This window comes from Pseudomonas sp. ADPe, assembly GCF_014843515.1.
GTDB lineage: Bacteria > Pseudomonadota > Gammaproteobacteria > Pseudomonadales > Pseudomonadaceae > Pseudomonas > Pseudomonas citronellolis.
Genome location: NZ_CP062122.1, coordinates 1,311,317 through 1,335,219 on the forward strand (window position 1 = coordinate 1,311,317; position 23,903 = coordinate 1,335,219).

The window sequence follows — 23,903 nt, forward strand, 5'->3', positions numbered from 1 at the left end:
GCGCCCAAGAATACCGAATCCGTTGGAAAAGCCGCCAGGGGCCGGCGCGCACGCGGCCTTAAGCGATCCTTCAGGCGCGCGGCCTACAAGGGTTGGACGGCCTTCGCACAGACGGCCGCCGGGCGCCGCCCCGACCTAGGCATGGGCGACGACCTGCGGCTAAAGTAGAGCCTTTCCCGGAACGAGCTCCCTGTACATGAAAGTACTGCGCCCCGCCCTGCTGTCGCTTGCCTGCCTGTTGGCCATGCCCACCCTGGCCGACGACCTGCCCGCCCTGGGCGACGCCAGCTCGTCCATCGTCTCGCCGGAACAGGAGTTCCAGCTCGGCCGCGCCTGGCTGAGCATGCTGCGCAACCAGGTCGACTCGATCAACGACACCCAGCTCAAGGACTTCGTCGAAAGCAGCGTCTACCGCCTGGCGGAAACCAGCGACCTGCAGGACCATCGCCTGGCCTTCATCCTGATCAAGGACCCGCAGATCAACGCCTTCGCCGCCCCCGGCGGCGTCATCGGCGTCAACGGCGGCCTGTTCCTCTACGCCCAGACCGAAGGCGAGTACGCCGCGGTGCTGGCCCACGAACTCGGCCACCTGATCCAGCGCCACTTCGCCCGCGGCCTGGAAGCGCAGAAGCAGATGCAGCTGCCGGTGATGGCGGCGATGCTCGCCGGCATCGTGGCCGCGGCGGCGGGCGCCGGGGATGCCGGCATCGCCGCCATCGCCTCGACCCAGGCGGCGGCGATCCAGAACCAGCTGCGCTTCTCCCGGCAGAACGAGCAGGAGGCCGACCGCGTCGGGGTGACCAACATGGTCCGCGCCGGCTACGACCCGCGCTCCATGCCGACCATGTTCGAGCGCCTGGCGCGGCAGTACCGCTACGACGCCAGGCCGCCGGAGTTCCTGCTCACCCACCCGGTGACCGACTCGCGTATCGCCGACACCCGCAACCGCGCCGAGCAGTACCCGCAGGGCGGCAAGGAAGACTCGCTGCGCTACCAGCAGATGCGCGCCCGCGTACAGCTGCTCTTCGAGGAAACCCCGGGCATCGCCGGCAAGCGCTTCCGCGCCATGCTCGACGACAATCCCAAGCTCGACGCCGCGCGCTACGGCCTGGCGCTGTCGCAGATCCGCGTCGGCCAGCTCAACGACGCCCGCGCCACCCTCCAGCCGCTGCTGGCCAAGGCGCCCAACGACGTGGCCTACAACCTGGCCCAGGTCGACCTGGACATCACCTCGAACAAGCTCGGCGACGCTCTCGCCCGGGTACAGCGCCTGCTCGGCCAGTACCCCGGCAACTACCCGCTGGTCCAGGCCCAGGCCGACATCCTGCTCAAGCAGAACAAGGCCGCCGACGCCGAGAAGATCCTGATCAAGCTGACCCAGGACCGCCCGCTGGACCCGGACGTCTGGAGCCGCCTGGCCGACGCCCGCACCATCGACGGCAACGCCATCGGCGTGCACCAGGCCCGCGCCGAGTACCTGGCGCTGACCGGCGACTACCCCTCGGCCATCGAGCAGTTGGACTTCGCCAAGCGCCGCGCCGGCGGCAACTTCACCCTGGCGGCCAAGCTGGACGCGCGCCAACAGGCGTTCCGCGAGCAGGAGAAGATCCTCAAGGAGATGATGCGCGGTTAACCGGATCGCGGTCGTAGAAGCGATTGCGGGCTCTTCGTAGGAGCGGACCTTGTCCGCGATAGCCGGACGTTCCGGCGCGATTCGCGGATAAGATCCGCTCCTACGCCGCCCCACCCGCGCCATTCCCCTGTAGGAGCGCGCCCTGCGCGCGAATCGCGGGCAGGGCCCGCTCCTACAACTCACCATGAGGCATGGCGTCCCCCGTAGGAGCGGACCTTGTCCGCGATAACCGGACGTCCCGGCGCGATTCGCGGATGAGATCCGCTCCTACGCCGCCCCACCCGCGCCATTCCCCTGTAGGAGCGCGCCCTGCGCGCGAATCGCGGGCAGGGCCCGCTCCAGTAAAAGAAAAGCCCGGCATCGCCGGGCTTTTTCATCTCCGCTGGAAGGCTCAGGCGTTGCCCGCCACCTTCAGCCTCGCCGCCTGGGTGAACTCCAGCATGCGCTTGAGCGGGCGGATGGCCCGCGGGATCAGCGCCGGGTCGACGAAGATCTCGCCGCTGCCTTCCTTCAGGCAGGCCAGGGTGCGTTCCAGGGTGTTCATGGCCATCCACGGGCAGTGCGCGCAGCTGCGGCAGGCCGCGCCGTTGCCGGCGGTGGGGGCCTCGATGAATTCCTTGTCCGGGCACAGCTGCTGCATCTTGTAGAAGATGCCGCGGTCGGTGGCGACGATGAAGCGCTTGTTCGGCAGGGTCTGCGCGGCCTTAATCAACTGGCTGGTGGAACCCACCGCGTCGGCCAGCTCTACCACCGCCTCGGGCGATTCCGGGTGGACCAGGATGGCCGCGTCCGGGTACAGCGCCTTGAGGTCTTCCAGCTGCTTGGCCTTGAACTCCTCGTGGACGATGCAGGCGCCGTCCCAGAGCAGCATGTCGGCGCCGGTCTCGCGCTGGATGTAGCGGCCCAGGTGCTGGTCGGGGGCCCAGAGGATCGGCTCGCCGTTGTCCATCAGGTGCTCGACGATCTCCACCGCGCAGCTGGAGGTCACCACCCAGTCGGCGCGCGCCTTCACTGCCGCCGAGGTGTTCGCGTACACCACCACGGTGCGTTCCGGGTGCTGGTCGCAGAAGGCCGAGAACTCCTCCACCGGGCAGCCCAGGTCCAGCGAGCAGGTGGCCTCGAGGGTCGGCATCAGCACGCGCTTCTCGGGGTTGAGGATCTTCGCCGTCTCGCCCATGAAGCGCACCCCGGCCACCACCACGGTCTGCGCCGGGTGCTGGTTGCCGAAGCGGGCCATCTCCAGGGAGTCGGAGACGCAACCGCCGGTCTCCTCGGCCAGGGCCTGGATCACCGGGTCGCAATAGTAGTGCGCCACCAGCACGGCGTTCTGCGCCTTCAGCTCGGCGGCGATGGCCGCGCGGTACTCGGCCTCTTCCTGCGCGCTCAGCACACGGGGCTGCTTGGCGGCGAGGTGGGCCTGGACCAGGAGGCGTTCGGATATCTGCGTCATGTCTTCACTGCACCTGCGGGGTACGACCAGCTGTGGGGGCGATTTTACATCGCCGCGAAAGCGAGCGCGCGATCTTGCGGGGAAAGCCGCCGGGAGGCAAGCGCCAGGCGGCCGCGGGCTGGCGCGGGCCTGGGTGTGGGACTCGGCAACGGCGATGGTTTCGGGGCACCTGGCGACGCCCTGTCGCGAAGGCTCTGGAACGGGCTCCGGCGCCCAGCCCTGCGGGCATATTTTTCATGCCGCAAAGGCATGAAGGCTTCCAGCGGATCGGCCAAACCCTAGTGCCACGCCGCCTGCAGCGATCCGCACGAATCACTTATTCCTTAAGGAAATTTAAATAAGGCAAACAATTACTTTAATAGCTAAGGCGCTCCCTCAATCATCCAGCCCGTACCCGGCACCTCCACGGTGCCGCGCTTTCGCTAGAAACCCGAGGAGATCGTCCATGGCCAACCCCCAGCCCGCCGTCGCGCAGGACCCGCTCCTGCGCCACGCGCCCGGTGGCGATATGGTCGAGCTGGGCCGGCCGCTGCGCCCGCCCCTGCAGCTGGTGCGCCACGTGCCGGCGAAACACAGTGTGCTGGGCCGCCGCGAAGCGCTGCTGCTCGGCCTGCTGGTCCTGACCCTGCATGGCTCCGTGGCCTACTGGCTGAGCCAGCAGCCCACGCCCAGGCTGCCCGAGGTGCCGCCGCAGGTACCGCCCATGACCATCGAATTCAGCGCCCCCACCCCGCCGGTGGTGGAACCGCCGCCACCCGAGCAGACGCCGCCGGTGGTGGAGGAACCGCCGCCGCCCGTGGTGGACGAGAACGCGGTGAAACCGCCGCCGTCCAAGCCGATCCCCAAGCCCAAGCCGAAACCGGTGGCCAAGCCCAAACCCAAGCCGGTGGAACAGCCGCCCGCGCCGCCCAAAGCGGAAACCCCGCCGGCGCCGCCCGCGCCCCCGGCTCCACCGGCGCCGGCCCCGGTCACGCCACCCTCGGCCCACGCCGGCTACCTGCACAACCCGGCGCCGGAATACCCGGCCCTGGCGCAGCGCCGCGGCTGGGAAGGCACGGTGCTGCTGCGCGTCCACGTGCTGGCCAGCGGCGGCCCGAGCGAAATCCAGGTGCAGACCTCCAGCGGCCGCGAGGCCCTCGACCAGGCGGCGATCAAGGCCGTGCAACGCTGGAAGTTCGTACCCGCCAAACGCGGCGACGTGGCCCAGGACGGCTGGGTCAGCGTGCCCATCGACTTCAAACTGAATTGATCTGCGATCCGTTCGCACAGGAGAGAACCCCATGAGTCTGCCCCTCAACCCCGTGGAATCCGTCGAAGGCGCGGTGATCTGGCTGCTGGCCGGCTTCTCCGTCCTCACCTGGAGCCTGGCCCTGGTCAAGGGCATCCAGTTCGGCCGGCAGAAATCCCAGGACCGCCGCTTCCAGAAGCAGTTCTGGGGTGCCACCAGCCTCGAATCGGCCGGCGAGCAGTCCGCCGGCCAGCCCGGCGCCGGCGCCCGCGTGGCCCAGGCCGGTTTCGCCGCCATCCAGGTGCCGGACGGCAACCAGCATGACCTGGCCCAGTCGATCAACCACCAGGACCGCCTGGAGCGCGCCCTGCGCCAGCAGATCCAGCGCGAGCGCCGCTCCCTGGAATCGGGCCTGGCGGTGCTCGCCTCGATCGGCTCCACCTCGCCCTTTATCGGCCTGTTCGGCACCGTGTGGGGCATCATGGAAGCGCTCAAGGGCATCAGCGCCGCGGGCTCGGCGAGCCTGGAAACCGTGGCCGGCCCGATCGGCTCGGCACTGATCGCCACCGGCGTGGGCATCGCCGTCGCCGTGCCCGCGGTGCTGGTCTACAACTACTTCCTGCGCCGCCTGAAGCTCACCGCGGCCGACCTCGACGACTTCGCCCACGACTTCTACAGCCTCGCCCAGAAGAGCGCCTTCCGCGTCATCGTGCACCCCGCCACGGCCCGCAAGCCGGTGGCCGGCGGCAAAAGCGTGAAGGAGGCGAGCTGACATGGCCTTCTCGACCCAGGACAGCGATGAGGTTCTTTCCGAGATCAACGTCACCCCGCTGGTGGACGTGATGCTGGTGCTGCTGGTGGTGTTCATCGTCACCGCGCCGCTGCTGACCAACGCCATCCCGATCAACCTGCCCAAGACCGAATCGGTGGCCCCGCCGGAACAGAAGGATCCGCTGGTGGTGAGCATCGACGGCGCCGGCAAGTGGTTCATCAACAAGGACGAAATCCAGCCCGAGCTGCTGCAGGGCAGCCTGGAGGCGGCCAAGGCCAAGGAACCTGAACTGCGCGTGCAGCTGCAGGCCGACGAGGGTGTGAACTACGGCCAGGTGGCCAAGGCCATGGCCTCGATCGAAAAGGCCGGGATCACCAAGCTGTCGGTGATCACGGCACGCTGAGAGGTTCCGCGCGGTTCTTCGTGTAATACCCCATCGAAACATCCGTTCTTCCAGGTCGCTTTCTTCAACTCAGGCAGGGGAAAGCGGCCTTTTTTTATCTTCGCGAAAGAGCCTTGAGGTCGGACACATCGACCGTAGGGCGCATAACGCCTGCGGCGTTATCCGCCGTTCGGACGCTTCATTTCGCACCCGCATGACCATGGCGCTCGGAACTACGGCGTATAACCGCGAACGGTCATACGCCCTACCCCGCTTTTCGTAGGAGCGGACTCCGTCCGCGATGCTCTTCAGCCGCGGTAATACCGCTGCGGCACGAACGGCGTGCGCGCCACCTTCATCGGCACGCGCTTGCCGCGCACCATGGCGAAGACTTCGCTGTCCAGCGTCGCATGGGCGCTGGCCACGTAGCCCATGGCCACCGGCGCGCCCAGGCTCGGGCCGAAGCCGCCGCTGCTGACCTTGCCGATCACCGCGCCATCCGCGTCGACGATCTCCGCCCCTTCACGCACCGGCACGCGCTCCTGCGGCAGCAGGCCGACGCGCTTGCTGGCCACGCCTTCGCGCTGCTGGGCGAAGATGCGCTCGGCGCCGGGGAAGCCGCCGGCACGCTCGCCATCGGCGCGGCGCACCTTGGAGATGGCCCAGCCCAGGCTCGCTTCCACCGGGGTGGTGGCGCTGTCCATGTCATGGCCGTACAGGCACAGGCCGGCTTCCAGGCGCAGCGAGTCGCGCGCGCCGAGGCCGATCGGCTGCACTTCTTCCTCGGCCAGCAGCGCGCGGGCCAGGGCTTCGGCGTGGGCCGCGGGCACGGAAATCTCGTAGCCGTCCTCGCCGGTGTAGCCGGAGCGGCTGACGTTGCATTGCGCGCCCAGCAGCTCGACGCTCGCTACCTGCATGAAGGTCAGGTCCTTCACCGCTGGGGCGAAGCGCGCCAGCACCTCGGCCGCGGCCGGGCCTTGCAGGGCCAGCAGGGCGTGGCTGTCGAACAGCGACTCGATCTCGCAGCGCGCGCCGATGTGCTGGCGCAGGTGCGCCAGGTCCTGGTCCTTGCAGGCGGCGTTGACCACCAGGAACAGGTGGTCGCCGGCGTTGGCCACCATCAGGTCGTCGAGGATGCCGCCCTCGGCGTTGGTGAACAGCGCGTAGCGCTGCTGGCCGACCGGCAGGTCGAGGATGTCCACCGGCACCAGGCTTTCCAGCGCAGCAGCGGCGTCGGCGCCGCGCAGGCGCAGCTGGCCCATGTGCGACACGTCGAACAGGCCGGCCCGGGCGCGGGTGTGCAGGTGCTCCTTGAGCACGCCCAGCGGATATTGCACCGGCATCTCGTAGCCGGCGAAGGGAACCATCTTCGCACCCAGTTCCAGGTGCAGGTCGTACAGCGGCGTCTTGGCGAGGCTCATGGCGTCTCCTTGGCGAAAAAAAGGCCGCGCCGGCGCATCCGGCGCCCACCGCGGCCACGGCGCCCGCAGGAGCGGGCACAGGGACTTAAGGGTTCACGCGTCCTGGTAGTCGGCGATCGACGGGCAGGAGCAGGCCAGGTTGCGGTCGCCGTAGACGTTGTCCACGCGGCCCACCGGCGGCCAGTACTTGCCGTCCACCAGGCTCGCCAGCGGGTACACCGCCTGCTCGCGGCTGTAGGGGTGCGACCACTCGCCAACCAGCTCCGCCGCGGTGTGCGGAGCGTTCTTCAGCGGGTTGTCGTCCTTGTCCAGCTCGCCGCGTTCCACCGCGCGGATTTCCTCGCGGATGCGGATCATGGCGTCGCAGAAGCGGTCCAGCTCCTCTTTCGACTCGCTCTCGGTGGGCTCCACCATCAGCGTGCCGGCCACCGGGAAGGACATGGTCGGGGCGTGGAAGCCGAAGTCGATCAGGCGCTTGGCCACGTCGTCGACGTTGATCCCGCTGGTTTCCTTGAGCGGGCGCAGGTCGAGGATGCACTCGTGGGCCACCAGGCCGTTCTCACCGGTATAGAGCACCGGGTAGTGCTCTTCCAGGCGGCGGGCGATGTAGTTGGCGCCGAGGATGGCCGCCTGGGACGCGCGCTTGAGGCCCTGCCCGCCCATCATGCGGATGTACATCCAGGTGATCGGCAGGATGCTGGCGCTGCCGAAGGGCGCCGCGCTCACCGCGCCCTGCTTGCGCTCCAGCTGCTCGCCGTGGCCGGGCAGGAAGGGCGCCAGGTGCGCCTTCACGCCGATCGGGCCGACGCCCGGGCCGCCGCCGCCGTGGGGGATGCAGAAGGTCTTGTGCAGGTTCAGGTGCGAGACGTCGCCGCCGAACCTGCCCGGCGCGCACAGGCCGACCATGGCGTTCATGTTGGCGCCGTCGATGTACACCTGGCCGCCGTTGTCGTGGACGATGGCGCAGATGTCGCGCACCGCTTCCTCGAACACGCCGTGGGTCGACGGGTAGGTGATCATGATCGCCGCCAGGCGCTCGCGGTGTTCCTCGGCCTTGGCCTTGAGGTCGGCCAGGTCGACGTTGCCGCGCGCGTCGCAGGCGGTGACCACCACGCGCAGGCCGGCCATCTGGGCGGTGGCCGGGTTGGTGCCGTGGGCCGAGGACGGGATCAGGCAGATGTCGCGGTGACCTTCGCCACGGCTGGCGTGGTAGGCGCGGATGGCCAGCAGGCCGGCGTACTCGCCCTGGGAACCGGCGTTGGGCTGCAGCGACACGGCGTCGTAGCCGGTGGCGGCGCAGAGCATGGCCTCCAGTTCCGCGGTCATGGCCCGGTAGCCGGCGGCCTGCTCGGCCGGGGCGAAGGGGTGCAGGTTGCCGAACTCGGCCCAGGTGATCGGGATCATCTCGCTGGCGGCGTTCAGCTTCATGGTGCAGGAGCCCAGCGGGATCATGCTGCGGTCCAGCGCCAGGTCCTTGTCGGCCAGCCTGCGCAGGTAGCGCATCAGCTCGGTTTCCGAGTGGTAGCGGTTGAACACCTCGTGGCGCAGGAAGGCCGAGGTGCGCAGCAACGCTTGCGGCAACTGGTCGCCGACACTGGCGGCCAGGGCGGCGAAGTCCGGCAGCGTCTGGCCGGCGGCGAACACCGCCCACAGGGCTTCGACGGCGGCCTGCTCGCAGGTCTCGTCGAGGGAGACGCCGACGCGGCCGTCGTCGATCACCCGCAGGTTGATGCCGGCGGCCTGGGCGGCGGCATGGACTTCGGCGGCCGGGCGCGCGGTGGCGACGCTCAGGGTGTCGAAGAAGTATTCCTGCTCGACCTTGTGGCCCAGCTGCGCCAGGCCGGCGGCGAGGATGGCGGTCAGCCGGTGCACGCGCCGGGCGATGTCGCTCAGGCCCTGCGGGCCGTGGTAGACGGCGTACATGCTGGCGATGTTGGCCAGCAGCACCTGGGCGGTGCAGATGTTGCTGGTGGCCTTCTCGCGGCGGATGTGCTGCTCGCGGGTCTGCATGGCCAGGCGCAGCGCCGGGTTGCCGAAGCGGTCGATGGAGATGCCCACCAGGCGGCCGGGCATGTCGCGCTTGAAGGCGTCGCGGGTGGCGAAGTAGGCCGCGTGCGGGCCGCCGAAGCCCAGCGGCACGCCGAAGCGCTGGGCGCTGCCGAGGACCACGTCGGCGCCGAATTCGCCCGGCGGGGTGAGCAGGGTCAGCGCCAGCAGGTCGGCGGCCACGCCCACCAGGGTGCCGGCGGCGTGGGCGCGCTCGATCAGCTCGCGGTAGTCGATGACCGCGCCGGTGCTGGCCGGGTATTGCAGCAGCACGCCGAAGTAGGCGGAAAAGTCCTGCAGCGCGGCTTCGTCGCCGACCACCACTTCGATGCCCAGCGGCTCGGCGCGGGTGCGCAGCACGTCGAGGGTCTGCGGGTGGCAATGCATGGAGGCGAAGAACGCCTGGGCGGCCTTGTTCTTCGACAGGCGCTTGCAGAAGGTCATGGCCTCGGCGGCGGCGGTGGCTTCGTCCAGCAGCGAGGCGTTGGCGATCTGCATGCCGGTGAGGTCGCCGATCAACGTCTGGAAGTTCAGCAGCGCTTCCAGGCGGCCCTGGGAGATTTCCGGCTGGTAGGGCGTGTAGGCGGTGTACCAGGCCGGGTTTTCCAGGAGGTTGCGCAGGATCGGCGCCGGGGTGTGGCAGGGGTAGTAGCCCTGGCCGATGTGGTTGCGCAGCAGCTGGTTCTGCGCGGCGATGGCGCGCAGGTCGGCCAGGGCCTGGGCCTCGCCCTGCCCCGCGCTGCCGTCGAGCACGCTGGTGCCCTTGATGCTGTTGGGGATGACGCTGTCGGTCAGGGCGTCGAGGCTGGCGTAGCCGACCAGTTCGAGCATGGCCTGGGTGTCGGCCTCGCGCGGGCCGATGTGGCGGGCGATGAATTCGTTGCTGGTGCTCAGTTGGACCTTGCTCATGCGGGCTCCCCGGTTCAGGCGCGGGCGGACAGGTAGGCTTCGTAGCCGGCCTGGTCCATCAGGGTGTCGAGGGCGGCGGCGTCATCCAGGCGGATGCGGAAGAACCAGCCGTCGGCCAGCGGCGCCTGGTTGACCAGCTCCGGGCCGTCGATCAGCGCGGGGTTGACCTCGGTGACCTCGCCGGCCAGCGGCATGACGATGTTGCTGGCGGCCTTCACCGACTCCAGCACCGCCACTTCGGCGCCCTGCTCATGGCGGCCGAGCTCCGGCAGCTGGACGTAGACCACGTCGCCCAGGGCCTCCTGGGCATAGTCGGTGACGCCGACGGTCACTTCGCCGGAAGCTTCGAGGCGCAGCCATTCATGGTCGGGTGTGAAGCGCAGGGTGGTCATGGGTCGTCCTCTTGGTCTCGAATCGAGCCGTCGGGTGGCTCGCGATTTTTCCCGGCACGAGAGCAAGGGCGATGCCAAAACCAATAAAACACTTACAAATCAATTAGTTGATCAATATAACCGCCAGGTGCGATCCAGCCTTTGGAACGAAATCATTCCACAAAAACCAACCAGTCTCCTGGCCTTTAGCGCATCAGGGCCCCGGCTGGCGCGGCCGCCGCCAAATGGAACGAAAACGCTCCACCGGAGCGAAATCGTTCCACTCTCAGCGCTCGCCGATCCCGTACTTGCGCAGGCGCTGGCCGATGGCGGTGTGCGAGGTGCGCAGCCGCGCGGCCAACTGGCGCGTCGAGGGGTAGGCCGCGTAGAGCCGTTGCAGCAGCGACTTCTCGAACTGCTGTACGGCCTCCTCCAGGCTGGTGACCTCCTCGTCGGCGGCCTGGCGGGTGTCCAGTTCGGTGCCGGCCACTTCCAGGTCCTCGACGCCGATCACCTCGCCCTCGCCGATGGCCGCGGCGCGGAAGATCTTGTTCTGCAACTGGCGCACGTTGCCGGCCCAGCGGTTGCCCAGCAGCAGCGGATGGGTTTCCGGCGCCAGCCGGCACGGCGGGCGCTGGATCTGCGTGCAGGCCAGGCGCAGGAAGTGCTCGGCCAGCAGCAGGATGTCCTGGCCGCGCTCGCGCAGCGGCGGCACCTGCAGGTTGAGCACGTTGAGGCGGTAGTAGAGGTCTTCGCGGAAGCTGCCTTCGCCGACCATCTTCGCCAGGTTGCGGTGGGTGGCGCAGAGCACCCGCACGTTCACCCGCACCTCGCGCTCGCCGCCGATGCGGCGGAAGCAGCCGTCGCTGAGGAAGCGCAGCAGCTTGGCCTGCAGGTAGGGCGACATCTCGCCCACTTCATCGAGGAACACCGTGCCGCGGTCGGCCAGTTCCAGCAGGCCCGGCTTGCCGCCGCGCTGGGCGCCGGTGAAGGCGCCGGAGGCGTAGCCGAACAGCTCGCTCTCGGCCAGGCTTTCCGGCAGCGCCGCGCAGTTCAGCGCCAGGAAGGGTTCCTCGCGGCGTGCGCTCAGGGCATGGCAGGCGCGCGCCACCAGTTCCTTGCCGGTGCCGGTTTCGCCCTGGATCAGCAGCGGCGCGTCCAGCCCGGCAACCTTGCGCACCCGCGCCTTGAGTTGCATCAGCGGCGCGGAACGACCGATCAGGCCCTGCAGGCCCTCGGCATGGTCGTGGTGCAGCAGCGACAGACGTTCGCCGATGCGGCTCGGCGGGTAGAGGGTGAGCAAGCCGCCGTCCAGCGCGTCACCGGTGCCGCGGATCGGCGTGGCGTCCAGCAGCAGCGGCTGGCCACCCAGGCTGACCTCGTGCATCGGCAGGCGGAAGCCCTTCTCCATCAGGTGCTCGGCCAGGCCCGGCTCGTCGAACAGGGTGGACAGCGACTCGCCGGCCGGCTGGCGGCCGCACAGGTCGATCAGCCGCGGATTGGCGAGGAGCACCCGGGCCTGGGCGTCCACCGCCAGCACCGGGTCGCCCATGGCCGCCAGCAGCGCATCCAGGTGCAGGCTGCGGCGCTGGCCGGGGAGCATGTCGACGATCTGCACCGAGAGCACGCCGCGCACCCGCAGCAACGCGCCGTGCAGTTCGTGGAGCACTTCCTGGCGCAGCTCGGGGGCATCTATATAGACGTTCGGCGGCACCATCTCCACCGCGTCCAGGTTCAGGTTGCGCGCGCCCAGCAGCGCCAGGACTTCCTGGGTGATGCCGACGCGGTCGGTGAAGGTGACGTGGATTCGCATGCTCGGGGCCCTGGCTACGCGCTGCGCATGATCGGACTTTTACCCAACGCCGGCAACGCTCAGAACAGGCTGAGTTGCTCGGCCCTGCCACGCAGGTCGACCAGGCGCACGCCCACGCCAATCAGCCGCACCGGCCGCTCGCCGCGCTGGAAGGCCTGGGCCAGCAGCAGCCGGTAGCTGTCCAGGTCGCGGCTGGCGTTGGCCTGCTCCAGGGTGGTCTGGGTGAAGTCGTGGAACTTCAGCTTGACGAAGGGCTTGCCCGGCCGGTAGCTGGCGTCCAGGCGCTGCATGCGCCGCTGCAGTTCGTCGAGCAGGCCGGGCAGCTCGGCCAGGCAGGCGTCGACGTCGGGCAGGTCGCGGTCGAAGGTGTTCTCCACGCTGATCGACTGGCGCCGGCTGTCCACCTGCACCGGGCGCTCGTCGATGCCGCGCGCGAGGTTCCACAGGCGCTCGCCGAAGCCGCCGAACTCGCGCACCAGCGCCAGGCGCGACCAGTCGCGCAGTTGCCGGCAGTCCTGCACGCCCAGGCGCGCCAGCTTCTCGGCGGTGACCTTGCCCACGCCGTGGAGCTTCTTCACCGGCAGTTCGGCGACGAAGTCCTCGACCTGCTCCGGGGTGACCACGAACAGGCCGTTGGGCTTGCGCCAGTCACTGGCGATCTTGGCCAGGAACTTGTTCGGCGCCACCCCGGCGGACACCGTGATGCCCAGCGACGACCAGACGCGCCGGCGGATGTCCTGGGCGATCAGCGTGGCGCTGCCGGAAAACTGCTGGCAGTCGCTGACGTCGAGGTAGGCCTCGTCCAGGGACAGCGGCTCGATGAGGTCGGTGTAGTCGCGGAAAATCCCGTGGATTTCCCGCGACACGCCTTTATAGACGTCCATGCGCGGGCGCACGATGGTCAGGTCCGGGCACAGCTTGACCGCGGTGCGCATGGCCATGGCCGAGTGCAGGCCGTAGACGCGCGCCTCGTAGTTGCAGGTGGCGACCACCCCGCGCTTGTCCGGCGAGCCGCCCACGGCCAGCGGCTTGCCCGCAAGGCTCGGGTCGTCGCGCATCTCGATGGCGGCGTAGAAGCAGTCGCAATCGATGTGGATGATCTTTCGCTGCCGGGAACTCAACGCGGAACCTGCTCGGAGGGGATAGCGCCGGAACTCGGAGGAGATACCCCGTCCGTTCCTGCGCATTAGCTGAAGGCTTCCATGGTAATGCAAAACGGCGCGAACGCCTGCGCCGCCCGCCCGCTGCGGCCCCGCTTCGCTAAGCATCTGAAGAAAAACCAGTTTTTCTGAAAAAACGGTTGACAGGGTGGCCGTCCTGAGTAGAATGGCCGCCGCGGGATGGAGCAGTCTGGTAGCTCGTCGGGCTCATAACCCGAAGGTCGTTGGTTCAAATCCAGCTCCCGCAACCAACATAGAAAAAGGCCACTCTTCGGAGTGGCCTTTTTCGTTTGCGCTCAATTTAAATAATTGATCGGAAAGCAGAAATCGATTGACAGGGTGTTCATCCCGAGTAGAATGGCCGGCGCGGGATGGAGCAGTCTGGTAGCTCGTCGGGCTCATAACCCGAAGGTCGTTGGTTCAAATCCAGCTCCCGCAACCAACATAGAAAAAAGCCACTCTGCGGAGTGGCTTTTTTCGTTACAGCGGAAAAAGACCGAGCCTGATCCAGGCCGCGGCCCCCATAATTGCAGTCATTTGTTCCCATGGACTTGGGAATTCGCGCGGGTGCCCCCACCTGTCGCGCAACAGCCATTGAGGTGCCCGATGCGCGTCGACTCCACCGCGCCTGAGACTCCGGAAACTGCCAGCGCTCCTTCCCGCCCGCGCCTGATCGAACGGCTCGGCGCCCACCGCCAGGCCATCGGCGTCGGCGTCACCCTGCTGCTGTTCGCCCTGGCGCTGGTGGCCTGCTACCACCTGCTGCGCGACATCGACCCCTATTCCCTGCACGACGCCCTGCTGGACATCCCCGGCAACGCCCTGCTCGGCGCCCTGGCCGCCACCGTGGCCGGCTTCGTCTGCCTGCTCGGCTACGAATGGTCGGCCACCCGCTTCGCCGGGGTGAAGCTGCCGCTGCCGACGCTGCTCACCGGCGGCTTCAGCGCCTTCGCCATCGGCAACGCGGTGGGCCTGTCGATGCTCTCCGGCGGCTCGGTGCGCTACCGCCTGTACGCCCGCGCCGGGCTGAACGCCATGGAAGTGGCGCGCATGACGCTGTTCGCCAGCCTGTCCCTGGGTTGCGCGCTGCCGGTGCTGGCGGCCATGGCGGCGCTCAGCGACCTGCCCGACGCGGCCCTGGCGCTACGCCTGCCGCAGTGGCTGGTAGCGGTCCTGGCAGTAGCGATCCTGGCCTTCTGCGTGCTGCTGGTGATCGGCATGGAGCGGCGCCGCGAGGCGGAACAGCCGTCGCCGGACAGCCAGCTGATCCGCATCGGCCGACGCTCGGTGCGCCTGCCGGGCCTGCGCCTGTCGCTGCTGCAGCTGCTGATCACCGCGCTGGACGTGGCCGCCGCCGCCACCGTGCTCTACCTGCTGCTGCCCGAGGCGCCGCCGTTCGGCGCCTTCCTGCTGGTCTACATGATCGCCCTGGCCGCCGGCGTGCTCAGCCACGTGCCCGGTGGCGTCGGGGTGTTCGAGGCGATCCTGCTGGCGGCCTTCTCCGGGCAGATCGGCGCCGCGCCCCTGGCCGCCGCGCTGCTGATGTACCGCCTCATCTATGTGGTGCTGCCGCTGCTGCTGGCCTGCCTGCTGCTGCTGGTGGTCGAGGCGCGGCGCATGCTCCTGGCGCGCCAGGCCATGCGCGTGGCCTCCGGCCTGGCCGCGCCGGTGCTGGCGGTGCTGGTGTTCATTTCCGGCATCGTCCTGCTGTTCTCCGGCGCCACCCCGTCCATCGACACCCGCCTGGAGGAGCTGGACTTCCTGGTCCCGCACCGCCTGGTGGACGCCTCGCACTTCGCCGCCAGCCTGATCGGCGTGCTCTGCCTGCTGCTGGCCCAGGGCCTGCGCCGGCGCCTGTCGGCGGCCTGGGCGATCACCCTGGTGCTGCTGCTCAGCGGCGCGGTGCTGTCGCTGCTCAAGGGCGTGGACTGGGAGGAAGCGTCGATTCTCGGCGTCACCGCCCTGCTCCTGGCGATATTCCGCCGCTCCTTCTACCGCCGCAGCCGGCTGATGGAAGTGCCCTTCTCGCCGCTGTACCTGGCCGCCGCCGGCTGCGTGCTGGCCAGCTCCATCTGGCTGTTCCTCTTCGCCTACCAGGACGTGCCCTACAGCCACGAGCTGTGGTGGCAGTTCGCCCTCGACGCCGACGCCCCGCGCGGCCTGCGCGCCCTGCTGGGCAGCTGCCTGCTGCTGGCCGCGGTGGGCCTGACCTGGCTGCTGCGCACCTCGCCGCCAGCGATCCACGAGCCAACGCCCGAGGAACTGGACCGCGCCGCCGCCATCCTCGCCCGCTCCGAGCAGCCCGACGGCGGCCTGGCGCTGTCCGGCGACAAGGCCCTGCTGTTCCACCCGAGCCAGGACGCCTTCCTCATGTACGCCCGCCGCGGCCGCAGCCTGGTGGCGCTGTACGACCCGATCGGCCCGACCCAGGCCCGCGCCGAGCTGATCTGGCAGTTCCGCGACTTGTGCGACCTGCACCACGCGCGCCCGGTGTTCTACCAGGTGCGCGCGGAGAACCTGCCGTTCTACATGGACATCGGCCTGACCGCCCTCAAGCTCGGCGAGGAAGCGCGCGTGGACCTGCAGCGCTTCGACCTGGAAGCCAAGGGCAAGGACATGAAGGACCTGCGCTACACCTGGAACCGCGGCCAGCGCGACGGCCTGGCCATCGAGTTCCACGAGGCCGGGCAGGCGCCGCTGGACGAGCTGCGGGCGATTTCCGACGCCTGGCTGGGCGGCAAGGCCACCCGCGAGAAGGGCTTCTCCCTGGGCCGCTTCACCCCCGAGTACCTGCGCTACTTCCGCGTCGCCGTGGTGCGCCACCAGGGCCGCGCGGTGGCCTTCGTCAACCTGCTGGAAACCGCCAGCCACGGGCTGGCCAGCCTGGACCTGATGCGCGTGGTGCCGGACGCGCCGAAGATGACCATGGAATTCCTCATGCTCGGCCTGATCCTGCACTACAAGGAGCACGGCTACGCCCGCTTCAGCCTCGGCATGGTGCCGCTCTCGGGCCTGCAGCCGCGCCGCGGCGCGCCGTTGGCCCAGCGCCTGGGCGCGCTGGTGTTCCACCGCGGCGAACAGTTCTACAACTTCCAGGGGCTGCGTCGCTTCAAGGACAAGTTCCAGCCCGACTGGGAACCCCGCTACCTGGCCGTGCCCGCCGGACTGGATCCGCTGGTGGCGCTGGCCGATACCGCCGCCCTGATCGCGGGCGGCCTGTCCGGACTGGTGAAACGCTGATATGTCGAAACGTCGCTGGCGCCTGTTGGCCATCGTCCTGCTGCTGATAGTCGCCGCTGCCGCCGTAGCCGTGGCGCTGTGGTTCCACCCGCTGTCCCAGGCGCGCCTGGAGCACGGCAAGCTGCCCGACGGCAGCCCGGTGAGCCTGGCCATTCCCGCCCGCCATCCGACCGCCACCGTGCTGCTGGCGGTGCCCCAGGACAACAAGCTGGACGACGCCCAGCTGCTGGCCCTGGCCCACGACAATGGCGCCCGGGTGGTGCAGTTCCTCTTCCCGGACAATGATTGCGTGGCCCAGCAGCACCGCGTGCAGGCCGCGCTGAACCTGCTCGACGCCCAGCCCACCCTGGTCGCCGGCGTGCACCAGGGCGGCGCCTGGGCCTGGCGCTGGCTGGCCGGGCAGAACAGCGACAAGGCCAAGGCCCTGTCGGTCGGCTTCGCCCTCGACAAGCCCGACTGCGCCGCGCCTAAGCTGCCGCAGAGCGCCCCCCACGGCCACTGGACCGCGGCCTGGAACGACAACCCGGACGACGGGACCGCGCGCTTCGCCCGCAGCCAGCAGAACGCGGAGACCGTCATCGCCAACTACTACGACAGCCTGCCGGTGGTCCTCGACGACCAGCTCAAGCGCCTGATCCAGGGCAGCGGCGACGACTTCCCGGTGGTCGAGGTGCCGGCCGCCAAGCCCTCGCCCACCGTCACCCTGTTCTATTCCGGCGACGGCGGCTGGCGCGACCTGGACCGCGACGTCGCCGGGCAGATGGCCGAGCTGGGCTACCCGGTGGTGGGCATCGACGCGCTGCGCTACTTCTGGGAGCACAAGAGCCCCGAGCAGAGCGCCGCCGACCTCGCCCTGCTGATGCAGCACTACCGCGAGAAATGGGGCGCCACCCACTTCGTGCTGGCCGGCTACTCCTTCGGCGCCGACGTGCTGCCGGCCATCTACAACCGCCTGCCCGAGGCCGACAAGCAGCAGGTCAGCGCCGTGCTGCTGCTGGCCCTGGCGCGCAGCGGCAGCTTCGAGATCGAAGTGCAGGGCTGGCTGGGCAAGGCCGGCCAGGAAGCCGCCACCGGCCCGGAACTGGCGCGCATGCCCGGGCCCAAGGTGCTCTGCGTGTACGGCATCGACGAGAAGGACGAGAGCGGCTGCACCCAGCCCCAGGCCATCGGCGAGAACCTCGAACTGCCCGGCGGCCATCACTTCGACGAGAACTACCCGGCCCTGGCCAAGCGCCTGGTGAACGCCATCCGCGCGCGCCAGGTGCCGCCGAACGAGTCCTGAGCCGAAGGCTGGCTTACACTTCAGGCATTGGCTGCGTCTTCAGCCCAGCTTCAGGCTGCGGACGCAAGCTGCCCCGACCCGCCGCCACGAGCGGGACAGCCTGAAGAGAAGGAGTTTCCATGAGCCAGCCCCCCTACCCGCGCCGCTACGGCAGCCTGTCCATCGCCCTGCACTGGCTGATGCTGGTGCTGATCGCCGGCGTCTACGCCTGTATCGAACTCAAGGGCAACTACCCCAAGGGCAGCGACACCCGCGCCCTGCTAAGCCAGTGGCACTTCATGCTCGGCCTGAGCGTGTTCTGCCTGGTCTGGCTGCGCCTGATCGGCCGTTTCATCTACCCCACCCCACCGATCGTGCCCGCCCCGCCGGCCTGGCAGATGCTGCTGGCCAAGACCGTGCACGTGGCGCTCTACGCGATGATGATCGGCCTGCCGCTGGCCGGCTGGACCATCCTCAGCGCCGCCGGCAAGCCGATCCCCTTCTGGGGCCTGCAACTGCCGCCTCTGGTGGCGGAGAACCCGGACCTGGCCAAGCAGGTCAAGGCCGTGCACGAGACCGTCGGCAACATCGGCTACTTCCTGATCGGCCTGCACGCCGTCGCCGCGCTGTTCCATCACTTCATCAGCCGCGACAACACCCTGGTGCGCATGCTCCCCGGCGCCGGCGAGGCGCGGCCGGAGTAACCGCGCCATCCCACACCTGCGCGCGAATCGCGGACGGAGCCCCGTAGGATGGGTTGAGCCTGCGAAACCCATGCGGTTGCGCTGATGGGTATCGCTTCGCTCAACACCATCCTACGAAAAGCCGTGCATCCTGGAACCGTAGGAGCGGACTCCGTCCGCGATCGGCCGATCCCACGCACGGTCGATTGGCGAGGCCCCAAAACGAAAAAGCGCGCCCGAAGGCGCGCTTTGTCTTCCCGATAAAGCCGGTCAGATCTCCACCTGCGTCCCCAGCTCGATCACCCGGTTCAACGGCAGGTTGAAGTAGCGCAGGTTGCCGTTGGCGTTCTTCAGCAGGAAGGCGAACAGCCCCTCGCGCCAGCGCGCCATGCCGATGCGCCGGGACGGGATGACCGTCTCGCGGCTGAGGAAGTAGGTGGTGCGCATGGGGCTGAAGTCCAGCTCGTTGAGGTGGCAGTACTTCAGCGCCGCCGGGATGTCCGGGTCCTCCATGAAGCCGAAGTGCAGCAGCACGCGGAAGAAGCCCTCACCGTAGGCATCCACCTCGAAGCGACGGTCGGTGGCAACCCGCGGGCTGTCTTCGTTGACCACGGTGAGCAGCACCACCTGCTCGTGCAGCACCTGGTTGTGCAGCAGGTTGTGCAACAGCGCGTGGGGCACGGCGTCGGAGCGCGCGGTGAGGAACACGGCGGTGCCCTGCACGCGGTGCGGCGGCTGCGAGCGGATGCTGGCGATGAACAGCGGCAGCGGCAGCGAGCCCTCGTCCAGGCGCTCCACCAGCAGCTGGCGGCCGCGCTTCCAGGTGGTCATCAGGATGAACAGGGCGATACCGGCCACCACCGGGAAGGCGCCGCCCTGCACCACCTTCGGCAGGTTGGCCGAGAAGAACAGCACGTCCACCAGCAGCATCAGGCAGAAGAACGGAATGGCCAGCCACAGCGGCCACTTCCAGTGCAACCAGAGCACCACGCCCATCAGCAGGGTGGTCACCAGCATGGTCCCGGTCACCGCCACGCCGTAGGCCGAGGCCAGCGCCGCGGAGGACTCGAAGCCCAGCACCAGCAGCACCACGCCGACCATCAGCGCCCAGTTCACCCCGGCGATGTAGATCTGCCCCTGCTCCTGGCTGGAGGTGTGCTGCACGAACATGCGCGGCACGAAGCCCAGCTGGATGGCCTGGCGGGTCAGCGAGAAGGCCCCAGAAATCACCGCCTGGGAGGCGATCACCGTGGCCACGGTGGACAGCGCCACCATCGGCAGCAGCGCCCAGGACGGCGCCAGCAGGTAGAAGGGGTTGCGCGCGGCCTCCGGGTTGTAGAGGATCATCGCGCCCTGGCCGAAGTAGTTCAGCACCAGGCCCGGCAGCACCAGAGCGAACCAGGCGCGGGAAATCGGCTTGCGGCCGAAGTGGCCCATGTCCGCGTACAACGCCTCGGCGCCGGTCAGCGCCAGCACGGTGGCGCCGAGGATGGCCACGCCGATGCCCGGGTGGACGATGAAGAAGTTCGCCGCCCAGTACGGGTTCATCGCGTTCAGCACCACCGGGTGCTGGTAGATGCCGTACAGGCCGAGCGCGCCCAGCACCACGAACCAGATCACCATCACCGGGCCGAACAGGATGCCGATGCGCGCCGTGCCATGGCGCTGGATGAGGAACAGGCCGACCAGCACGATCAGCGCCAGCGGCACCACCCAGTGCTCCAGGCCGTCGAAGGCGATCTCCAGGCCCTCGATCGCCGAGAGCACCGAGATCGCCGGGGTGATCATGCTGTCGCCATAGAACAGCGAGGCGCCGAACAGGCCCAGCACCACCAGCACCGAACTGAGCTTCGGGTAGCCGTGGGCAGCGCGGCGCGCCAGCGCGGTCAGCGCCATCACCCCGCCCTCGCCCTGGTTGTCGGCGCGCAGGACGAAGATCACGTACTTGATCGAGACCACCCAGACCAGCGACCAGAAGATCAGCGAGAGGATGCCGAGGATGGCGTCGTGCCCCACCTGCACGCCGTAGCCGCCGACGAAGACTTCCTTGAGCGTGTACAGCGGGCTGGTGCCGATGTCGCCGTAGCAGACGCCCACCGCGGCCACCATCATGCCCAGGGCGGAGCTTGAATGGTTTTCCTGCTGCTCCGCGGTTCCAGCGCTGGCGTTGGACATGTAACAAAATTCCTCTAGGAAAAATTCGGCGCATCCTGCGCCGACGGGCCACGCGATGCAAGAGCCACGAAAACCTGATCTGAGTGACTATAGAAGGTGTTTGGCGGCCTTACCCTGTGTCTGCCGGCGCTTTCGCCGGCCACTGCGGCAGCTTGTCTCACGGAGGCTGGTCAAGCGCGCGGGCGGCCGCTAGAATTGCGCACTTTTTGATCAGAGGCGCCGCCAGCGCGCCCTTAGAGGTTAGCCGCCCATGTCCACCGCAACGCCCAAAGTCGGTTTCGTCAGCCTCGGTTGCCCCAAGGCAACGGTCGACTCCGAACGCATCCTCACCCAGCTGCGCATGGAGGGCTACGAGATCGTGCCCACCTACGAGGACGCCGACGTCGTTGTGGTGAACACCTGCGGCTTCATCGACAGCGCCAAGGCCGAATCTCTGGACGCCATCGGCGAGGCCATCGCCGAGAACGGCAAGGTCATCGTCACCGGCTGCATGGGCGTGGCCGAGGACAGCATCCGTGACGTGCACCCCAGCGTGCTGGCCGTGACCGGCCCGCAGCAGTACGAGCAGGTGGTCAGCGCCGTGCACGAGGTGGTGCCGCCCAAGGCCGAGCACAACCCGCTGATCGACCTGGTGCCGCCGCAGGGCATCAAGCTCACCCCGCGCCACTACGCCTACCTGAAGATTTCCGAGGGCTGCAACCACAGCTGCAGCTTCTGCATCATCCCGTCGATGCGCGGCAAGCTGGTCAGCCGCCCGGTGGGCGACGTGCTCAGCGAGGCCCAGCGCCTGGTCAAGGCCGGCGTCAAGGAACTGCTGGTGATCTCCCAGGACACCAGCGCCTACGGCGTGGACCTGAAGTACAAGCTGGACTTCTGGGACGGCCAGCCGGTGAAGACGCGCATGCTGGAGCTGTGCGAAGCGCTGTCGAGCATGGGCGTGTGGGTGCGCCTGCACTACGTCTACCCCTACCCCAACGTCGACGACGTCATCCCGCTGATGGCCCAGGGCAAACTGCTGCCCTACCTGGACATCCCCTTCCAGCACGCCAGCCCGAAAGTGCTCAGGTCCATGAAGCGCCCGGCCTTCGAGGACAAGACCCTGGCGCGCATCAAGAAGTGGCGCGAGCTCTGCCCCGAGCTGACCATCCGCTCGACCTTCATCGTCGGCTTCCCCGGCGAGACCGAGGAAGACTTCCAGTACCTGCTCGACTGGCTGACCGAGGCCCAGCTCGACCGTGTCGGCTGCTTCCAGTACTCCCCGGTGGAAGGCGCCCCGGCCAACGACCTGGGCCTGGAGCCGGTGCCCGATGACGTCAAGCAGGAGCGCTGGGAGCGCTTCATGGCGCACCAGCAGGCGATTTCCGCCGCGCGCCTGCAACTGAAGGTGGGCAAGGAAATCGACGTGCTGATCGACGAAGTGGACGCCGAAGGCGCGGTGGGCCGTTCCTGGGCCGACGCCCCGGAGATCGACGGGGCCGTCTACATCGATACCTTCGACGTGAAGCCGGGCGACAAGGTGCGCGTGCGCATCACCGATGCCGACGAGTACGATCTCTGGGCCGAGCTGGCCTGAGTCGCCGAAAGCCCCGCCTTGCGGGGCTTTTTCTTTCAACCGGGACACTACCGATGCTCAACAACGACATCCTGCGCAGCCTGCGCTACAGCCTCGACATCGCCGACCGCGAGGTCGCCGCCATCGCCGGCCTGGCCGGATTGACGCTGGACGAGGCCGAAGTCGCCGCGCTGCTGGCCCGCGAGGACGAACCCGGTTACCGCGAGTGCCCGGACGAAGTGCTGGCGCGCTTTCTCGACGGCCTGATCATCCACCGCCGCGGCCGCGACGACAGCCGGCCGCTGCCACCGCTGGAACTGCCGCTGACCAACAATCTGGTGTTGAAGAAGTTGCGGGTGGCCTTCGAACTGCGCGACCACGACCTGCTGGCGATCCTCGACGACGCCGGGCTGGTGATGACCAAGGGGGAACTCAACGCGCTGTTCCGCGCCCCCGGCCACAGTAACTACCGTCCCTGTGGCGACCAGTTGCTGCGCAATTTCCTCAAGGGCCTGGTCCGGCGCGACAGGCGCTGAGCCGCGGGCGGCCATGCCCTGGGTCTGGCTGCCCACGCACTTGTCTTGCGCCGAGGTGCTCTTCGTAGGATGGGTTGAGCTTGCGAAACCCATGCGGTTGCGCTGATGGGTATCGCTTCGCTCAACACCATCCTACGAAAAGCCGTGCTTCCTGGAACGTAGGACTTTGTCCGCGATTGGATTCATCGGCCACGCCGGAGGCCCCGGTGGCACGAACGGCTCCCTCTCCCTCCGGGAGAGGACTGGGGTGAGGAGCGAAACCAGGCCTGGACACCTTCTACGGCTGGCTGTTGCTGCGCAGGCGCCAGCGATGACGCAAGCGGCGGGGTTTGCAGTGCCGATCGGGTAACATGACGGCCCCCTGCTCCATGCGCGTGCCGCCATGTCCTACTCCGTCTCCCCCATCGGCCATATCCGTTCCTGCTTCAAGGAGAAGTTCGCCATCCCGCGCCAGCCGCAGCTGGCCCCGGCGGCGCGGGGCGTGCTGGAGCTGCTGCCGCCGTTCGACGGCGGCGAGGCGGTGGAAGGCCTGGAGCAGGTCAGCCACGTCTGGCTGCTGTTCCTCTTCCACCAGGCCCTGGAAGACAAGCCGCGGCTCAAGGTGCGCCCGCCGCGCCTGGGCGGCAACCGCTCCCTGGGCGTATTCGCCACCCGCGCCACGCACCGGCCCAACGGCATCGGCCAGTCGGTGGTGCGCCTGGAGAAGGTCGAGCCCGGGCGCCTGTGGCTGTCGGGCATCGACCTGCTGGACGGCACCCCGGTGCTCGACATCAAGCCCTACGTGCCCTATGCCGACGCCGTGGCCGACGCGCGCAACGGCATAGCCGAGGCGCCGCCGGCGCCGATCCCGGTGCAGTGGAGCGACACCGCCCTGGCCCAGGCCCGCGAGCAGGCCCTGCGTCTGGGCGAGCCGGTGGTCGAGCTGGTCGAACAGTGCCTGGCCCAGGACCCGCGCCCGGCCTACCAGCAACCCACCCCGGAACGCCGCTACGGCGCGCGGCTGTGGGACCTGGACGTGCATTGGCATTACCCCGAGGCAGGGGTGATCCGGGTACTGGATGTGCAACCCGCCCCCTCTAATCGCGGATAAATTTGTACGGCGCGCCGAGGCGCTTTTCGTAGGATGGGTTGAGCTTGCGATACCCATCGGACCGTGGTGATGGGTATCGCTTCGCTCAACCCATCCTACGCCAGCGTTTCGCCACCTCACCTTGTAGGAGCGCGCCCTGCGCGCGATTCGCGGGCAGGGCCCGCTCCTACGCACGGCATTT

General features: G+C 68.6%; 17 protein-coding genes and 2 tRNA genes. 12 read left to right on the forward strand and 7 right to left on the reverse strand.

Going from position 1 to position 23,903, the window contains the following annotated elements; genetic code table 11:
- Window positions 1-196 precede the first annotated feature (196 nt).
- Window positions 197-1,633, forward strand: a complete 1,437-nt coding sequence (locus tag IG194_RS06015; RefSeq protein ID WP_009620617.1) for a M48 family metalloprotease — start codon at window positions 197-199, stop codon at window positions 1,631-1,633.
- A gap of 391 nt (window positions 1,634-2,024) precedes the next feature.
- Here the strand turns inward: IG194_RS06015 and nadA are convergent, their stop codons facing one another.
- On the reverse strand, window positions 2,025-3,083 hold the full coding sequence (nadA, locus tag IG194_RS06020) for a quinolinate synthase NadA (protein ID WP_009616958.1): 1,059 nt from the start codon (window positions 3,081-3,083) through the stop codon (window positions 2,025-2,027).
- 445 nt (window positions 3,084-3,528) lie between these two features.
- Here nadA and IG194_RS06025 point away from each other — a divergent pair, with 445 nt between their 5' ends.
- From IG194_RS06025 to IG194_RS06035, 3 genes are read left to right on the forward strand one after another with little or no spacing between them, the layout of a single operon-like run.
- Window positions 3,529-4,332 carry an energy transducer TonB gene (locus IG194_RS06025; protein WP_058490879.1) on the forward strand — a complete coding sequence of 268 codons (804 nt, stop codon included), beginning with the start codon at window positions 3,529-3,531 and terminating at the stop codon, window positions 4,330-4,332.
- Between the two features lie 31 nt (window positions 4,333-4,363).
- Window positions 4,364-5,083, forward strand: coding sequence for a MotA/TolQ/ExbB proton channel family protein (locus IG194_RS06030; protein WP_058490881.1), 720 nt, complete (start codon window positions 4,364-4,366; stop codon window positions 5,081-5,083).
- Window position 5,084: 1 nt separating this feature from the next.
- Complete coding sequence (locus IG194_RS06035; protein ID WP_009616955.1) at window positions 5,085-5,486, forward strand: ExbD/TolR family protein; 402 nt, start codon at window positions 5,085-5,087, stop codon at window positions 5,484-5,486.
- Window positions 5,487-5,773: 287 nt separating this feature from the next.
- Here IG194_RS06035 and gcvT read toward each other — a convergent pair whose 3' ends face one another.
- The 5 genes from gcvT to dinB all read right to left on the reverse strand — a co-directional run bounded on the left by gcvT (window position 5,774) and on the right by dinB (window position 13,212).
- Window positions 5,774-6,886 carry a glycine cleavage system aminomethyltransferase GcvT gene (gene gcvT, locus IG194_RS06040; RefSeq protein WP_058490883.1) on the reverse strand — a complete coding sequence of 371 codons (1,113 nt, stop codon included), beginning with the start codon at window positions 6,884-6,886 and terminating at the stop codon, window positions 5,774-5,776.
- Window positions 6,887-6,979: 93 nt separating this feature from the next.
- Window positions 6,980-9,841, reverse strand: a complete 2,862-nt coding sequence (gene gcvP, locus IG194_RS06045; protein WP_058490885.1) for an aminomethyl-transferring glycine dehydrogenase — start codon at window positions 9,839-9,841, stop codon at window positions 6,980-6,982.
- Between the two features lie 14 nt (window positions 9,842-9,855).
- Window positions 9,856-10,233 (reverse strand): glycine cleavage system protein GcvH, encoded by a 378-nt coding sequence (gcvH, locus tag IG194_RS06050; RefSeq protein ID WP_043271120.1) that lies wholly within the window; start codon window positions 10,231-10,233, stop codon window positions 9,856-9,858.
- 265 nt (window positions 10,234-10,498) lie between these two features.
- On the reverse strand, window positions 10,499-12,025 hold the full coding sequence (locus IG194_RS06055; RefSeq protein WP_043271122.1) for a sigma-54-dependent transcriptional regulator: 1,527 nt from the start codon (window positions 12,023-12,025) through the stop codon (window positions 10,499-10,501).
- 59 nt (window positions 12,026-12,084) lie between these two features.
- Window positions 12,085-13,212, reverse strand: a complete 1,128-nt coding sequence (gene dinB, locus IG194_RS06060; RefSeq protein WP_225617181.1) for a DNA polymerase IV — start codon at window positions 13,210-13,212, stop codon at window positions 12,085-12,087.
- A 147-nt stretch (window positions 13,213-13,359) separates the two neighbouring features.
- Between dinB and IG194_RS06065 the strand changes: the two genes are divergently transcribed.
- The 5 genes from IG194_RS06065 (at window position 13,360) to IG194_RS06085 (ending at window position 18,390) form a co-directional block, all read left to right on the forward strand.
- Window positions 13,360-13,436, forward strand: a tRNA-Met gene (locus IG194_RS06065).
- Window positions 13,437-13,550: 114 nt separating this feature from the next.
- A tRNA-Met gene (locus IG194_RS06070) sits at window positions 13,551-13,627 on the forward strand.
- Window positions 13,628-13,791: 164 nt separating this feature from the next.
- Window positions 13,792-16,425: a bifunctional lysylphosphatidylglycerol flippase/synthetase MprF gene (gene mprF, locus IG194_RS06075; RefSeq protein ID WP_058490887.1), complete on the forward strand. Its 2,634-nt coding sequence runs from the start codon at window positions 13,792-13,794 to the stop codon at window positions 16,423-16,425.
- 1 nt (window position 16,426) lies between these two features.
- Complete coding sequence (locus IG194_RS06080; protein ID WP_058490889.1) at window positions 16,427-17,707, forward strand: virulence factor family protein; 1,281 nt, start codon at window positions 16,427-16,429, stop codon at window positions 17,705-17,707.
- Window positions 17,708-17,826: 119 nt separating this feature from the next.
- Window positions 17,827-18,390, forward strand: coding sequence for a cytochrome b (locus IG194_RS06085; protein WP_058073370.1), 564 nt, complete (start codon window positions 17,827-17,829; stop codon window positions 18,388-18,390).
- A 249-nt stretch (window positions 18,391-18,639) separates the two neighbouring features.
- Here IG194_RS06085 and IG194_RS06090 read toward each other — a convergent pair whose 3' ends face one another.
- Window positions 18,640-20,544, reverse strand: a complete 1,905-nt coding sequence (locus IG194_RS06090; RefSeq protein WP_058490891.1) for a potassium transporter Kup — start codon at window positions 20,542-20,544, stop codon at window positions 18,640-18,642.
- A 250-nt stretch (window positions 20,545-20,794) separates the two neighbouring features.
- Between IG194_RS06090 and rimO the strand changes: the two genes are divergently transcribed.
- From rimO to tsaA, 3 genes are all read left to right on the forward strand, one after another.
- Entirely contained in the window at window positions 20,795-22,117 is a 1,323-nt protein-coding gene (gene rimO, locus IG194_RS06095; RefSeq protein ID WP_058490893.1) for a 30S ribosomal protein S12 methylthiotransferase RimO, read from the forward strand.
- 53 nt (window positions 22,118-22,170) lie between these two features.
- Window positions 22,171-22,632, forward strand: coding sequence for a DUF1456 family protein (locus tag IG194_RS06100; RefSeq protein WP_058490895.1), 462 nt, complete (start codon window positions 22,171-22,173; stop codon window positions 22,630-22,632).
- Between the two features lie 382 nt (window positions 22,633-23,014).
- The gene (gene tsaA / locus IG194_RS06105) at window positions 23,015-23,722 is read left to right on the forward strand and encodes a tRNA (N6-threonylcarbamoyladenosine(37)-N6)-methyltransferase TrmO (RefSeq protein ID WP_058490897.1); all 708 of its coding nucleotides are present in this window, start codon (window positions 23,015-23,017) and stop codon (window positions 23,720-23,722) included.
- Window positions 23,723-23,903 lie beyond the last annotated feature (181 nt).

What these genes read in the sequence shown, in the direction of transcription:
- gcvT (WP_058490883.1), bottom strand. Translation starts at nt 6,886, where the DNA reads ATGAGCCTCGCCAAGACGCCGCTGTACGACCTGCACCTGGAACTGGGT.
- gcvH (WP_043271120.1), bottom strand. Translation starts at nt 10,233, where the DNA reads ATGACCACCCTGCGCTTCACACCCGACCATGAATGGCTGCGCCTCGAA.
- IG194_RS06090 (WP_058490891.1), bottom strand. Translation starts at nt 20,544, where the DNA reads ATGTCCAACGCCAGCGCTGGAACCGCGGAGCAGCAGGAAAACCATTCA.
- IG194_RS06015 (WP_009620617.1), top strand. Translation starts at nt 197, where the DNA reads ATGAAAGTACTGCGCCCCGCCCTGCTGTCGCTTGCCTGCCTGTTGGCC.
- dinB (WP_225617181.1), bottom strand. Translation starts at nt 13,212, where the DNA reads ATGCGCAGGAACGGACGGGGTATCTCCTCCGAGTTCCGGCGCTATCCC.
- IG194_RS06100 (WP_058490895.1), top strand. Translation starts at nt 22,171, where the DNA reads ATGCTCAACAACGACATCCTGCGCAGCCTGCGCTACAGCCTCGACATC.
- IG194_RS06035 (WP_009616955.1), top strand. Translation starts at nt 5,085, where the DNA reads ATGGCCTTCTCGACCCAGGACAGCGATGAGGTTCTTTCCGAGATCAAC.
- IG194_RS06085 (WP_058073370.1), top strand. Translation starts at nt 17,827, where the DNA reads ATGAGCCAGCCCCCCTACCCGCGCCGCTACGGCAGCCTGTCCATCGCC.
- mprF (WP_058490887.1), top strand. Translation starts at nt 13,792, where the DNA reads ATGCGCGTCGACTCCACCGCGCCTGAGACTCCGGAAACTGCCAGCGCT.
- IG194_RS06055 (WP_043271122.1), bottom strand. Translation starts at nt 12,025, where the DNA reads ATGCGAATCCACGTCACCTTCACCGACCGCGTCGGCATCACCCAGGAA.
- tsaA (WP_058490897.1), top strand. Translation starts at nt 23,015, where the DNA reads ATGTCCTACTCCGTCTCCCCCATCGGCCATATCCGTTCCTGCTTCAAG.
- IG194_RS06030 (WP_058490881.1), top strand. Translation starts at nt 4,364, where the DNA reads ATGAGTCTGCCCCTCAACCCCGTGGAATCCGTCGAAGGCGCGGTGATC.
- IG194_RS06080 (WP_058490889.1), top strand. Translation starts at nt 16,427, where the DNA reads ATGTCGAAACGTCGCTGGCGCCTGTTGGCCATCGTCCTGCTGCTGATA.
- IG194_RS06025 (WP_058490879.1), top strand. Translation starts at nt 3,529, where the DNA reads ATGGCCAACCCCCAGCCCGCCGTCGCGCAGGACCCGCTCCTGCGCCAC.
- rimO (WP_058490893.1), top strand. Translation starts at nt 20,795, where the DNA reads ATGTCCACCGCAACGCCCAAAGTCGGTTTCGTCAGCCTCGGTTGCCCC.
- gcvP (WP_058490885.1), bottom strand. Translation starts at nt 9,841, where the DNA reads ATGAGCAAGGTCCAACTGAGCACCAGCAACGAATTCATCGCCCGCCAC.
- nadA (WP_009616958.1), bottom strand. Translation starts at nt 3,083, where the DNA reads ATGACGCAGATATCCGAACGCCTCCTGGTCCAGGCCCACCTCGCCGCC.